Origin of the sequence: Halalkalibacter urbisdiaboli (assembly GCF_002156385.1) — a bacterium.
In the GTDB taxonomy this organism is placed as follows: domain Bacteria; phylum Bacillota; class Bacilli; order Bacillales; family Bacillaceae_D; genus Halalkalibacter_A; species Halalkalibacter_A urbisdiaboli.
The window spans coordinates 824,837-839,574 of the sequence record NZ_MVJM01000003.1 but is presented as its reverse complement, the minus strand read 5'-3'; the positions used below and the strand labels follow the sequence as shown (position 1 = coordinate 839,574).

Annotated in this window: 12 protein-coding genes; 11 read left to right on the top strand and 1 reads right to left on the bottom strand. The window is 36.9% G+C overall.

Features of this window, described 5'->3' with window-relative positions; translation table 11 throughout:
• Positions 1 to 15 precede the first annotated feature (15 nt).
• The 10 genes from B1R93_RS18515 (at position 16) to B1R93_RS18475 (ending at position 7,875) form a co-directional block, all read left to right on the top strand.
• Positions 16 to 840: a cytochrome c oxidase assembly protein gene (locus B1R93_RS18515; RefSeq protein ID WP_088105426.1), complete on the top strand. Its 825-nt coding sequence runs from the start codon at positions 16 to 18 to the stop codon at positions 838 to 840.
• Between the two features lie 41 nt (positions 841 to 881).
• Entirely contained in the window at positions 882 to 1,592 is a 711-nt protein-coding gene (locus B1R93_RS18510; protein WP_088105425.1) for a cytochrome c biogenesis CcdA family protein, read from the top strand.
• A 263-nt stretch (positions 1,593 to 1,855) separates the two neighbouring features.
• Positions 1,856 to 2,563: a response regulator transcription factor gene (locus tag B1R93_RS18505; protein WP_088105424.1), complete on the top strand. Its 708-nt coding sequence runs from the start codon at positions 1,856 to 1,858 to the stop codon at positions 2,561 to 2,563.
• Positions 2,560 to 3,960 (top strand): sensor histidine kinase, encoded by a 1,401-nt coding sequence (locus B1R93_RS18500; protein ID WP_088105423.1) that lies wholly within the window; start codon positions 2,560 to 2,562, stop codon positions 3,958 to 3,960. Before B1R93_RS18505 ends, B1R93_RS18500 begins: the two co-directional genes overlap by 4 nt.
• Before the next feature lie 3 nt (positions 3,961 to 3,963).
• Positions 3,964 to 4,161, top strand: a complete 198-nt coding sequence (locus B1R93_RS18495) for a hypothetical protein (protein WP_088105422.1) — start codon at positions 3,964 to 3,966, stop codon at positions 4,159 to 4,161.
• 401 nt (positions 4,162 to 4,562) lie between these two features.
• A complete protein-coding gene (locus B1R93_RS23105) occupies positions 4,563 to 4,703 on the top strand; it encodes a hypothetical protein (protein WP_165763872.1) in 141 nt (46 codons plus the stop codon).
• Between the two features lie 183 nt (positions 4,704 to 4,886).
• Positions 4,887 to 5,093, top strand: a complete 207-nt coding sequence (locus tag B1R93_RS18490) for a hypothetical protein (protein WP_088105421.1) — start codon at positions 4,887 to 4,889, stop codon at positions 5,091 to 5,093.
• Positions 5,094 to 5,187: 94 nt separating this feature from the next.
• Positions 5,188 to 7,125: a copper resistance CopC/CopD family protein gene (locus B1R93_RS18485; RefSeq protein WP_088105420.1), complete on the top strand. Its 1,938-nt coding sequence runs from the start codon at positions 5,188 to 5,190 to the stop codon at positions 7,123 to 7,125.
• Positions 7,126 to 7,321: 196 nt separating this feature from the next.
• Positions 7,322 to 7,549, top strand: a complete 228-nt coding sequence (locus B1R93_RS18480; RefSeq protein WP_088105419.1) for an SHOCT domain-containing protein — start codon at positions 7,322 to 7,324, stop codon at positions 7,547 to 7,549.
• Positions 7,550 to 7,638: 89 nt separating this feature from the next.
• Complete coding sequence (locus tag B1R93_RS18475; protein WP_088105418.1) at positions 7,639 to 7,875, top strand: hypothetical protein; 237 nt, start codon at positions 7,639 to 7,641, stop codon at positions 7,873 to 7,875.
• A gap of 179 nt (positions 7,876 to 8,054) precedes the next feature.
• Here the strand turns inward: B1R93_RS18475 and B1R93_RS18470 are convergent, their stop codons facing one another.
• Positions 8,055 to 8,753 carry a YetF domain-containing protein gene (locus B1R93_RS18470; RefSeq protein ID WP_088105417.1) on the bottom strand — a complete coding sequence of 233 codons (699 nt, stop codon included), beginning with the start codon at positions 8,751 to 8,753 and terminating at the stop codon, positions 8,055 to 8,057.
• A 569-nt stretch (positions 8,754 to 9,322) separates the two neighbouring features.
• On the opposite strand from B1R93_RS18470, the gene pelA reads away from it, so the two are divergent.
• Positions 9,323 to 14,563 carry a pectate lyase gene (gene pelA, locus B1R93_RS18465; RefSeq protein ID WP_088105416.1) on the top strand — a complete coding sequence of 1,747 codons (5,241 nt, stop codon included), beginning with the start codon at positions 9,323 to 9,325 and terminating at the stop codon, positions 14,561 to 14,563.
• The last annotated feature ends 175 nt before the right edge of the window (positions 14,564 to 14,738 follow it).

The following is a 14,738-nucleotide window of genomic DNA, read 5'->3' as shown; positions in this document are numbered from 1 at the left end:
AGGTGAGGACGTTGGATGATTGATTCAATTTTTCTGCATTATCGCTTGACAGAATTATGGGATTTCCCATTAATATTGATAGTATTACTTTTGTCAGCTTTCTATATAGCAATTGTAGGTCCTTATCGTCAAAGTACCATAAAGGGAGATGTGATCCCCCTTAAACAAAAAGTATATTTTTTAACTGGCTTGTTGGTGACACTGGTCATTCTAGGAAGCCCACTTCATGTTTTAGGTCACACGTTTCTATTTAGTATTCATATGTTCCAACAAGCAATGTTGTATATGGTCGTTGTTCCTTTATTACTATTAGGGATACCACAGCAGGTTTATAAATTAGTCGTAACTAAACAATGGCTAAAGAGGGTAGTGATTTTTTTCACACATCCAATTATAAGTATTTTCTTTTTTAATGGGCTATTTTCAATTTACCACCATCCTTTAGTTTTTGAAACAGCAGTGGCCAACCATTCACTATTTACTCTTTTCCACATTATTTTATTTATAGGAGCAAGTTTAATGTGGTGGTCCTTACTGTCTCCACTTCCTGAACTAAATCGGGTGGGGGAGCTGTCGAGAATCGGTTATATTTTCATGAGTGGAGCGTTAATTACTCCCGTGTGTGCATTAATAATTTTTAGCACTTCACCAATATATAGTGTGTATCTTGAAGCTCCTCAATTATTTAGTTTTTTACCTACTTTAGAGGATCAACGTTTAGGTGGCATCATAATGAAGATTATCCAAGAAGGCGTATTCATTAGTTCAATTGCTGTTATCTTTTTCAAGTGGGCCAAGAAAGAACGTATAAAGGAACCTAGCTTAGACAAAGCAGTGTGAGCAGGGACTTCTGTTCATAAAGAAAGGAGCATAATCAAATCATTTTTGACATCACGTTACTATTAGCATTTGGAGCCGGTGTGTTATCGTTTGTTTCTCCATGTAATTTACCTTTGTACCCTGCTTTCGTCTCGTATATAACCGGGATGTCGGTAGATAAATTGAAAGAAGAGGGTACAGGCTTATCTAAACAAGCCACTATTCATACCGTTTTTTTCTTATTAGGTTTTTCTATCATTTTTATTGTTTTAGGAATGTCTACATCACTTATCGGACAATTTTTCACAATATATAGTGATTTCATCCGTCAAGTAGGGGCGATATTAATTGTATTTTTGGGGCTTGTTATTTTAGGATTGATAACACCTAAATTTTTAATGAAGGAAAAGAAACTTTCAATTAAAAATAGACCGACTGGCTATTTTGGATCGAGTCTGATTGGAATAGGATTTGCAGCTGGATGGACTCCCTGTATTGGACCTATTCTTGCTTCGGTTATTGCATTAAGCGTAACAAATCCAGGTTCAGGTATTCTTACTATGACAGCATATAGTTTAGGGTTTTCTATCCCATTTTTTGTTATGACCTTCTTTATTGGTAAGCTTAACTTTATAAAGCGACACAATCAAAAAATTATGAAGTTTGGTGGATACATGATGATTGCAATGGGAATTATTTTATATTTTGATTGGTTAGCCAAGTTGACATCATTTTTAGTGAACGAGATTTTTGGTGGGTTTACAGGCTTCTAACGAATAATACATTGCTCTAAATATATGCTAGGGTTTTCTCCTAATGAGGATGCGTCTAGTTTGGAAAGTGGTCATATATTAGATACAATTGTTCCAAATAAAACAGAAACAATCACCGAAGGAAATGGCCTTTAGTTCATTGTCTGTTCAACTCGCTTAAAGAAGTTTAAATTGGTTTTTGTGCAAGTATAAGCTGGCTACTCTTTTTCGGGTAGTTTCTTTTCCAATAAAAGTAAATACATTCATAACTAAAGAGGGATAGCATGAGTCAAACAAACGTTTTAATCGTCGACGATGAATGGAATATGAGAAATCTTGTCCGATTATATCTTTCTAATTGTAATTACGAAGTACACGAAGCGAAGGACGGGTACGAGGCCTTAACTAAAATTGATAATAAAACATTTGATTTAGTCATATTAGACGTGATGATGCCAGGACTAGATGGATGGGCAGTTTGTAAAAAGATACGGGAAACAAAGCAAATTCCAATTTTAATGTTGACCGCTCGTACAGATACAAAAGATAAAGTACATGGACTCACGATCGGCGCAGACGATTACCTTGTTAAGCCGTTCGATCCAAATGAGTTATCCGCTAGAGTCCAAGCGTTGCTTAGAAGAGCTAAATTTGTTGAACACGCACAACAGCAGTCGAAGGTTATCACCGTCGCTGAAATGGTTTTAGATGTTGATAAACGGGAAGTTTATATACACGATTCTTCCATTGATTTAACACCAAAAGAATTTGATTTATTACAAGTTTTGATTGAACATCCAGGCCGAGTTTATAGTCGAGATGTTTTATTAGAACAGATTTGGGGTTATGACTATATCGGTGATGTGCGAACCGTAGATACCCATGTGAAGAATGTTCGAGAAAAGGTCAGAAAAGCAGGATTATCCTATAATCCAATTGAAACCGTTTGGGGGGTAGGATATAAACATAAGGAGCCAGAAAAAACGATATGAATTTGAACCGAATTTCCATCAAATTAGGCGTAACGATTATTTCTTTATTACTCGTCGTTTTATTACCTCTTGGTTTTGTCATAAATCAAATCGTGTCTAGTTTTTACTATGGAGAAGTAAAAAACGAAATTGATACGCTATCCACTCGCTATGCCTCGGCACTGTCAGGCTCACAGAACGCAATGATGACAAGCATGATTGAAATGATGGCAGATTTTTCAGGGCAACATCTCTATATTGTTGATAAGACAGGTGAGGTAATTGGAAATGCAAATGTTCCGGGTTTACCTTTAGGTTCGACGATACCAGATGAAGAACAAGCTCTATTAAGTAATGGATCTACAATCGGAGGAGAGTATGAACATGCTATATCTGGTCAGCGATTTTTAGTGTCAGGCACCCCCATTTATAAAGGAAATTCTTTTTTAGGAAGTGTGTTTGTCTTATCATCAGTGGAAAATATTGACGAATCGCTTTACCGATTACGGCAAATGATTATCCTTTCCGGTGTGGGAGCCTTTTTCCTTGCTTTAGGTGTAACCATCGTATTATCACGTACATTATCAGATCCTTTAGTTCAAATGGAACATGCTACTCGAAAAATTGCGAGAGGAAATCTTGAAACGAAGGTAGCAATTAAAACAAAGGATGAAACTGGTTCTTTAGCCCAAGCAATTAATGATTTGGCTACCGACTTAAAAAGATATCGTGATACAAGAAGAGAATTTTTTGCAAATATTTCACATGAGTTAAGAACGCCAATCACGTACTTAGAAGGCTACGCAAATGTGTTAAAAAAAGAATTATATCAAACTGAAGAAGAAAAAGAGAAATATTTAGATATTATCGAAGCAGAAGCCAAACACTTAACTCGATTAATTGAGGATTTATTTGAGCTTTCAAAGCTAGAAGAAGGGAAAATCACTCTTCAAGAAGAGCTGATTGACATAGATGAAATCATAGAAAATGTTGAAAATCGAGTAGCACTAAAAGCAACAGAAAAAGGTCTAACACTAGATATTCAACGGTTAGAAGGAACTCCATTCCTATATGGTGATGGTCTACGAATGGAACAAATCATTTATAATTTGTTAAATAATGCGATCAAATATACAGATAAAGGTTCCATAAAAGTAAGCGTGAATACAACGAGCCATGATGTAGTTATAACGATTGAGGATACTGGTAAGGGCATGCCTAAAGAAGACCTGCCCTACATTTTTGAACGGTTCTATCGAATCGAAAAATCTCGCTCTCGGGAGCATGGTGGAACAGGACTGGGCTTAGCGATAGTAAAACAACTAGTAGAACTACAGGGTGGAAAAATTCAAGTTTCAAGTGATTTAGGCGCTGGAACTAGATTTGAATTAATGTTCCCATTAATGAAAGAGGGATGAACAATGAGAGTAGTTGATTGGGTAATCGCGATTGCCCTTGTATTAATTGGGTTATCGTGTTTAACGATGTCCGCAAACATGACCGGTAATGTAAATTCGTTCGGACCATATCTCACAACATTGTGGAAAATTTGTTTATGGGCCGGAATTCCAGCTATTCTCGTAGCCTTATTGTATTTTTTATTAATTAAAAGAAAATAACCATCAAACACCAGTTAAGTTACTGGTGTTTTGTTTTCATTAATAGGTTTTTTATTCAGTAATTAAGCATCATCACAATTCCATCACATTCTCTTGGTAAAGTGTACTCAAATAAGATGAGACTTAGCAAAAGGAGGTGTTTACCAAATGGATTCTATAACTTATACACTCATCGCAATTCTTGTGCTTTTAACACTATCATGTCTAAACCGAATGCTTAAGCAAAAAGGAAAATGCTGCACTACTCAAATAGATGCGTCAATCAAACAGGAAAATAAAAGAAACTGACCCCGATAGATAGAATCTGTATAGTCAACTGACAGAAATAGAAATGCAAAACCAACAGCTTTTATAAGAAGTACATTCATTATAGACAAATACCTTAAAGGAGGAGAATTAGGTTGAATATGTTATTAATTGCTTTAATCGTGTTTAAAGCTGTGTGTTTATTCTTTTGTTGGAAAAGCGTATTAGTCGCAAGAAAACAGCGTAACGACAACTGTGCAAAGGACTTAAAGCAAGCTCAATCGAGAATGAAATGAATGGATTATAATAGAAGGCTGTCAGAAGCGATTCAGGAAAAAACAACAATGTCCTTCAACTGATCTAAAGAAGAAAGAAAGTAGTTAAACAATGTTATATGATCAAACATAAAAAGAGGATTAATTATAAAGTACAAAGTGTTCAATTATTAATCTATCATATAGAATTGGGAGGAAAAGCAAATGGAAAATATCTTATACTATATCACCTTTTTAGCTTGTCCGTTGATGATAGGGATTATGTTCTTCTTTATGAGAGGAATGCTGACAGAAAATAAAACAAATAAAGCAAATGACTCAACTCAAAAAATGCAAAATAATATGCAGCAGTTAATGGAACAAAACAAAAAATTAATGAATGAAATGGAAGAATTAAAAAAATCTAAATAAGACAGTTACCACGTAACTAACACGTTCACTCTTCTTTAAGTGAACGTTTGTTAAGTACCATAGATAGTATTTAGAAAAGAATTGAGGCTTTTTCATGAAAAAATTAAATAAACTAGGTTTATTATTCTCATTAACAATTGTTCTTACCTTTTTCTTATCTTTATCACTAAAGGTTGAAGCACATACCGCTATTGAGAAATCCTACCCTGTATCAGGGATTCCGTTAGAAGAGCCTCCTGTTTTAATCGAGCTTCTCTTTCTTGACTCAGTTGAACTTCACGCTGAGTCCTTTCAATTAATCGGGGAGAATGGCAATAAATATGAGACCGCTCAGCCCTTTGTGAACGAAAGAGAGCGTAGACATATTACGATTCCTATTAAAGAAGAGTTACCTCCTGGTCATTTCACCGTTCATATTGATGTAATTGCAGCTGATGGGCATCCATTAACGGAGAGTTTTCAGTTTGAAATTAAGAAACCTATAAAATCTGCAGAAGACCAGTTCCGTAATTTGAAATTAAATAAATCAGAGCCAAAGGACGGTATGATTCTTTCTACATCACCAAAGAAAATTGAAATATGGTTTACGGAACAAGCTGAATTATCCGTCTTTGGTCTTTTCGATGACGAACAACAATTGGTGACTACAAGTGAACCAATTGTTGACCCCAACAACCCAAAACATTTTACAATTATATTAGAGGAAGAATTGACTAAAGGAACGTATACGGTGAACTGGTATGCGACGATTGGAAATAAAAGCAAAAATGGTGTTTTTTATTTTGCATTCAATGAAGTCACATCATTGGTCGATTCACAAAACCAAACTATGAAAATCCCTTTAATGTCTTTTGGACATGTAGGCTTTAAGCAGTTAGCTGATTGGTTAGCATTTTTCGGTATTATGACTCTCTTTGGTGGTACTTGGTTCTCGATTTACATTGCTAAGCAAAAGGGTAATCAGAAACGTTGGCGCAAAGTATCATTAGTTCTGTACGCTCTAGGAATCATAGGATTATTAATGCTATTAGTCGAACGCAGAATCACCTATTCCTATGTATCATGGACTGATTATTTCTCGTTACGCTTTACATGGCTGACGATTCTTCAACTATTTCTGCTTTCAATTGCATATTGGTTAGCAAGAAAAATAGAAAGATTATACGTATTCTTCCTTTTCATTACTGTAATTTTATGGGGATTAATGGGACACTCTGCATCTGAACGATATGGCGGAATGCTAGGAATTGCTGTTGATGCTCTACATGTAATAGCGGTATCGATATGGCTCGGTGGCATATTTGCGTTTGTAATTATGACACCAAAAACTGAAACGGGCACTTGGTTGAAAAAGGTAGGGGGCACTTTTTCAACATGGGCACTCATGAGTATGGTCACCATTGTTGGAACGGGGATTTTGATGACCATCACGTATGTACCAACCTTTACATTTTCCAGTCTGTTGTCAAGTGAGTGGGGAACGATGCTTTCGATAAAAGTATTATTTAGTATTATGATTCTTGCTTTTGCTATCAAACAGAGATGTACACTAAAACGAGTGGTAATTAAACGTATACAGCCGTTTATTTCAAGGCTAAAAATCGAAATCATTCTCGGTGTATTTGTTCTAATCGCAGCAGCTATTCTTATCGACTTAGAACCCAGTAATGCCGATCAAGGTGTATATCCTAACGTAGCAATTGCTGATGGTATGGAAGTATCAGTTGATATTGAACCGTTTCAAATTGGAAAAAATGATGTGAACATCCATGTTAAGAATGCCCCTTACTTGAAGGAAGTCCGGACAACCTTTTTCATGTTTCCCTCTTGGCGCATGAAAAATACAGCATTCCCAGTAGGAGATGGCCAGTATCAGCTTACAGGTAATTTTCTACATGGAGCAGGGACGATTTTCATGGAAGTGGAGGTAGTCCACGAAAGTGGAAACATCAGTGTATTTCCATTTAGAATTCAGGTTCCAGGTAAGATGCCCGAGGACATTCGAGAAATGTATTGGACAAAACAAAATTAAAGAATATGTAAGCACAGGAACCTTGCGTCCTATGCTTACGGACAATTATACGGTATTCCGATAAAAAAGCTGATAAACCATTAAAAAGCCTATTTTAGTTTGATTTAACAGACGTAATCTAAAATATCATAATTTCAACACATTGATTATTTACACTTAAAAATAACAAAAGCTAACAGTAGGAGGGGGAACGATAATGATGATGAGTGGAGGAATGATGAATGTTGGCATGGTACTTTACATGTTATTTATGATTATCCTGTTTGGTTTACTCATTTATGGTGTATTGTCACTAATCATGAAATTTTTCAATAAAGATACAGCAAGCCCAACTTCTTTAGAAGGTCAGGATGAATCACTAAAAATTTTAAAGGAGAGGTATGCAAAAGGGGAATTAACTGAAACAGAATTTGAAGAAAAATAATGCCTTAATTTTAATCATTCACAGATTCATCAAATTTATTGACTACACTTAAATTGGAAGACAAATATTAAAGGTTAGGAGTGTTTAACATGCAAAAACAGACAAAAATGCTTATCTTTTCTTTTGGTTTATCAGCTGCTTTAGTTGTTGGTACAATAGGTTTTTCAGGAACTTCTGAAGCCAACGAAAACGGTGGAATGATGAATATGATGAATGGGAATGGAATGGGCAACATGATGGAAGCCATGAACTCCGCAGAAGGACAAGAAATGATGAAAACTTGTAGTAAATTCATGTCAGTTGATGAGAAAGAAGTTAGTCAATAAGGGAAGATGTAAGGCTTTATCTCTTTGAAAAACCAGCCGGGTTTGAAGCAAAAGAATTAATTAAAATATCTGTTTCTCCATAAAAAAGGAAGCGATTGTTCAACATGAGCAATTGCTTCTTTTTTTTACTAGGTATAGGGCTTGCGTCAAAGGAAGGGAAGAAAGTGCCTTTGTAAAGCCTAATGTAATACATCATTCTTATTATCAATATAGAGTGTACCATCCTTTTTAACTTCAGCATAAAAAACGTCAGTAATTGAATTAACACCTGCTAATTTTAATTGCTTTTCTAACCATTGTGTATTTAAGTTTAGTTTTTCTAAATTTGAAGTAATGATTCGACCATCATTTATTACTTCAGTTGATATAGGGTACATTTTAGGTGAAGGGTTTTGGATTCCTAAATCTGATTTTAAAAGAGATTGTTTAGCCTCCTTTTTCATAACGGAAAGCTTTCCATCCGTTTCAAATATTGCATAATCAACATCAGATACTGCAAATACTTCTTTTTCTCTCAATAAGGCGTTTAAAGCATCCACATCCAAACGTACCTTACGAAGCTCATGTTCCATAATTTTACCGTTCTTTATAAGAATCCTTGGTTGACCTTCAATTATGCCACGAGCTTTTTTTGACTTAATATCAATAAAGCCTAATACTATCGTAATTATCGTCCATCCCACTAATGCCAAAACACCATTTAGAATGGTTACATTCGGATTCATTACTAAGACAGCTGTCAGCGCACCTATCGTAATGGCAGAGACAAAATTAAAAAATGTCATCTGTGAAAGTTCTTTTCTCCCCATAATCCTAGTTAAAAATAATAATGTAAAGAATGCAATAACAACTCGTAGGGCTAACTCTGCAATTGACATAACTATAAACTCCTTTAAAAGAAATGGGTTGTCTGCTGTTTTAAATATCCCCTTATTAGGTAAAGAAATGTATAACAAAAGACAAGTTCTTTCGTTTGAAAGAAAAAATCAGCTATCTTATTAAATGAAAAACCTTCGGGTAAGAAAGAAATAAGTAATAGGAACATTATATCCATGAAAAAATAAAAAGAGGAAAATTCACGCAAGACTATCTAACTAGCGGAACGTGAAAATTATGTCAAAATTCAAAAGAATATAACGAGCACATAAGTATAAATTCACAAATTTTCTAGATTCATTGATTTATTCTTTGAAAGCGATTACACTTCACTTTAACAACGTTGTTATTATAAAAGCCCTAGGGATAATGAAAAAAGGAGTTGATATGAACGTATTACCCATTTGATTTTCAATAGACACAAAAAAAAACTAACTTAGAAGCTGCCTCCGAAGAAAGCTGTGTTCGTTCACAATCTAACTAACCATCAAATATTCAACCTTCCACTAAAATTTTCTCAACATTGCTCAGATGAACTTTAATTTATGCGACTAAAAACAAGGAGGAAAAAATGAAGAAAATAGCCAATGTTTTTTTGATTATGGTGCTTTTACTTTCTTATTTTCCGAGTAGCTTTCTTTCGGTAGCAGCTGCAGAGGAACCGTCTGTGGCTAACTTAGTAAATGATGATTATGAATATGATACGGTTGGAGAACTTCCTGAAGGATATATCCAAACTGCATCAGCTGATGGGGTTACAAGCCAGACCAGTGCAGTATTTGTTGAGCCTGTTCCAGTTGACTCCGCTGGAAATTCGTCAACAAACGCTTTAAGGGTATTCGATAACGATGGCCCAGAATCTAAGCGCGCGAGAACCATTGTGACAAAAACGTTTGAACCACAAACGGGTAGTTTTGTTACAGAATTAGATGTAATGGAACCAAGGGCAATCGGAAATTCTTATCCAGTACGCCTAGAAGACAAGGAAAACGGAAAAACAGGTGTAATCGTTGAAGTATCTGGCGGTAATCTCGGCTACAGAGGGCCTGACGGAGCCTTTAAATCTTTTACCTATGAAAACGAAAACATTCCGCTAGAGTCGTATCAATGGTATCACATTAAGATTTTAGCTGATATCAATAATGGAACAGCTGATATTTACATTAATGATATGTATGTAGGAAATATTCCTTTCTATCAAAAGGTTGAGAGTTTAAATGCGATTGAAGCCCAAACAGCTGGTTCTTCAGTAGGTGATATATATTGGGACAATACCCAAATATATGTAGAGGCTACGGACTCACCGAAGGGACTAACAGCTACGATTGGTGATCAAAAAGTAGAATTAAATTGGATCTCTGCAAAAGGTGCATCATCCTATAATATTAAACGTAGTACCAATGAAGATGGTCCATATGAAATTATTCAGTCTAATGTATCCGAAACCCGGTACGTTGACAGTCAATTAGTAAATGATCAGACGTACTATTACGTTGTAAGTGCAGTTAATTCTTTCGGTGAGAGTAAAAACTCAAATCAAGTAAGTGCTACACCGACTGTTATTCCAAATCCACCCGCTGCACCATCTGGGTTAACGTTTATTCCACGTGATAGTCAAATAGATTTAAGCTGGGATTCATTCGGTCAAGGGAAAACCATCTTATTTGTCGGAACTGGCGTTGAAGCAGATGAGAAAACGATCAAACATTTAGAGTCACTTGGATTTTCAGTTACATTCACTATGGATTCTGAGGTGATTTCCGGCGATGAATCAGACTATTCGTTAGTGTTTGTCGGTGAGTCTTCTAACTCCGGCTTTATTGCCGATAAATTTAAAGCTTCTACTGTACCCGTTGTGTATGCTGAACCTTATGCGTTAGATGATGTACATTTAAGTAGCGCTCAACAAGGGGATTTTGGAAGTTATGAAAATCAAACAGCACTAAACATTGCTGACAGCAGTCATCCACTTGCAGCCGGCTTAAGTGGGTCAATAAAGGTGTACAACAAGGCTGGAAAAATCAACTTCGGAACGCCCGGTGAAGAGGCCGATATCATTGCAACTGTTGGGGATGATGACACAAAAGCGGCTATTTTCGCTTATGAAGAAGGTTCAAAAAATGTCCAGGGTGAACCTGTTCCTGCGCGCCAAGTTTCCACATTTTTATTTGCAGGGCAAGAAGATGTTGTGACAGCTGATGGTTGGAAGCTAATCGATGTGTCTGTTAAGTGGGCACTTGGCTTGGATGAGGATAAGGCTGGACCAAAAGAAACATATAACATCAAACGAAGTACAGAGCCTGGTGGTCCTTATACTACCGTAGCAACAAATATTGATGAAATGAAATACCGCGATTTCGGTTTAGATAACAATATCAATTATTATTATGTAGTAACAGCTGAAAATATTGGCGGAGAGAGTGAGCATTCAAAGGAAATCCAAGCAATGGCAGTGGCGCCATTACAAGCTCCTAGTTACTTAGAGACAACAGCAGCTGACAGCAAGATAACAATTAGTTGGGGTTCAGTCGATGGCGCATCTTCTTATGATGTGAAGCGAAGTACCGAAAATGGAAAATCGTATAAAGTAATCGCTAGTGGCGTGAACGGAACCGACTACACAGATACGAGCCTAACGAATGGTAAAGCATATTACTATGTCGTTTCAGCTACTAACGAGAAATCGACAAGTGCAAATTCTGAATCGGTAAGAGCCGTTCCTATTCCTGAAAATGGAACACCGGCCATTCCGGATGCTATCGAGGCAACAGCTGGTGATGCACAGGTTGTATTGAGTTGGCCGGCAGTAGCGGATGCTACTTCCTATACGGTTAAACGAGGAGCATTTGATAGTGATACGTTTGAAATCATTGCATCTAATGTTCATGGAACAAGTTTTCAAGATACAAATGTAATAAATGGCGAGACTTACGATTATGTGGTTTCAGCCGTTAATGTTCATGGAGAAAGCTACAATTCTGAACCTCTAGCCGTAACACCGGCAAAAGTGACGGTTGTAGCTAAGGATGGCAGTGGTGATTTTGATACTGTTCAAGCCGCCATTGACTCAATGCCTAACAACAGCACCAAGCGTGAGGTTATTTATATTAAAAACGGAGAGTACCGTGAAAAACTAACCATCCCTGCTAGCAAAACGAAGCTTAGTTTTGTTGGAGAAAGTAAAGAAGGGACCGTACTTGTCTATGATGACAACGCCAATACAATAGGGGAGGACGGAAACCCGATAGGTACATCGAAAAGCTCAAGCATTTTCATTTATGCAAATGATTTTATAGCTAAAAATCTAACATTCCAAAATGATTCAGGACAAGGGACCGGCCAAGCAGTTGCTGCTTATGTTCGAGGTGACCGTGCCTATTTTGAAAACGTGCAGTTTTTAGGGTACCAAGATACTTTGTATACGAATGATGGCAGACATTATTATAAGAGCTGTTACATCGAAGGTGATGTAGATTTTATTTTCGGTGCAGCGACGGCTGTTTTTGATAGCTGTCAAATTAACAGCAAACGAGATAAAGGGATGTTAACAGCTGCTAGTACACCACAAGAACGTGAATTTGGTTACGTTTTTCTCAATTCCGAAATCACGTCTGACGAAGGAATTGAGAATGTAGGTTTTGGTAGACCATGGCGACCGTATTCTGCTGTTTCTTTCATCAATACACAGATTGACTCTTCAATTTCACCTGATGGCTGGGATAACTGGGGAGATGAGTCGAATGAAAAAACAGCTAGATATTCTGAATATAATAGTCAAGGTCCGGGAGCGAATCCGAAAGAACGCGACGGATGGACGAAGCAACTGACGCCAGAGGAAGCAAATCAATATACCGTTCAAAATATCTTAAAAGGAAATGACGATTGGGATGCAACACGCACAGGCATCATCCCAATAACAGATACATCTGCACCGATCATTACTGTCGAGCAACAAGACACATCTGTAAACGAAGCCAGCTTTACCATTTCTGGAAAATTGGATAATGAAGCTGTTTTAACAGTTAATGACAGAGAAGTACCATTACAAACTGACTTTAGCTTTAGTACGACCGTACAGTTAGAAGTAGGAGTGAACACTATTACAGTAGAGGCTGTTGATGAAGATGGTAATCTAGCTATTCCAGTTGTGTTAAAAGTGACTTATGATAATGAGTCACCTAACGTCACGTTAGATCCACTTGAAGGTAAGAAAACTGGGAATCACTACAACACGACGTTTAATCCTTACCCGGTTTCAGGGAAATTAAGCGAAAAAGGAACCCTTCTCATTAACGGTGAAAAAGTTGAGGTTTCCGCCGATTTAACGTTTGATACAACAGTAACGCTTGAAGCTGGGTTAAATAAAATCACCATATCTGCAGTTGATGCTGCAGGGAATGTGTCTGAACCAGTTACTTTTAATGTTGTTCCGGAGGGGGATGCAGTACCAGCTGAACCTGTGAAAATCACAAAAGCAGAGGCTACAAGTCCAAATACAATCGAGTTAACGTTTAACAGCATGCTTAAGGACTTTGATCCAAGTGATATTGATTTACAGGCAGCAATGGGGAATTGGTCTGAACTAAACCCTAAGCTCACGTCTAACTTTACAATTAAAAATACGAAAACTCGAATTAAGGACGGAAATACAGTAGCAATCATTGAAATCGAGGAAGCATTAAACAACGATGCAACGATTTCAAGAGAGGACATTGAGGACCCTCATAACATTCCGTATCTTAAGGTAGGCTACTATACTGGCGATCGAGACAAGGATATTGCACAGGCCGACTATCTGTTGTCTTGGCAGTTGGATAATGGTGGTTGGTATAAAAATATGGAAGACAAATACATCAGAGAATGGGATGGCCAAGAAGCAAAATCTGACTGGTACACCACAGAAGATGGTGAATTAGGAACGATTGATAACAACGCCACGATAAATGAGCTTCTTTTCATAGCATTGATGTATAAAGAAACAGGCTATGATCGTTATAGAGAATCTGTCTCCAATGGTTTACATTATTTGCTCGAAGCCCAATATGAGAGTGGCGGCTGGCCACAGGCATATCCAGCAAGAGGCGGCTATTCCGACTATGTTACATTTAACGATAATGCAATGATTCGCGTGATGAATCTATTAACAATGGTCAATCAAAAAAGCTATCCGTTTAACACAGACATTGTTAATGAAGATATGGTTAATGATACGGGCGATGCATTAGAGCGTGGGTTAGATTACATCTTAAAATCTCAAATAAAGGTGAATGGTGTACTTACCGCATGGTGCGCACAGCATGATCCTGAAACGTACGAAGCCTTAGAAGCACGTATTTACGAACACCCATCTATTTCAGGTTCGGAATCAGTAGGAATTGTCCAGTATTTGATGTCCTTATCTAATCCGTCAGACGAAGTAAATGAGGCAATTGAAGGTGCCTTAAACTGGTTTGAAGCGAGTAAAGTCGAAGAGACCAAATACGTTTCGGGTGACCCAGAAGGACAATACTTCTATTCGGACCCATCTAGTACTACTTGGTACCGCTTTTACGACATTGAAACAAACAAACCAATCTTCTCGGGTCGTGATGGTGTAATTAAAAACAGCATCCTTGAAATCGAAAAAGAAAGAAGAGATGGTTACGCTTGGGCTGGGAATTGGCCTGAGAAGCTGTTAGAAGTTTCCAAAACAACAGGCTATTACGAAAATCGCGTTTACGTCAAAATTGTTGGTGAGAACTCGTATAATGCTGCCGGTAAAACATTAGAAACAGGGAAATTAATTCGAGTTGAAGATGCTATTACTAACTAATCAAGAAGGTATTAACATCAAGTAAAAGCAAATTAGTAATAAAAACATCCTTAGCAGTTGCTGAGGGTGTTTTTGTTATAACGATAAGAGGAGCACTCTTTGACTTTATTACGTAAAATATAAATTTGACGTAATTAAATATAACGAATATAATAAATACGTAGAATATACATAT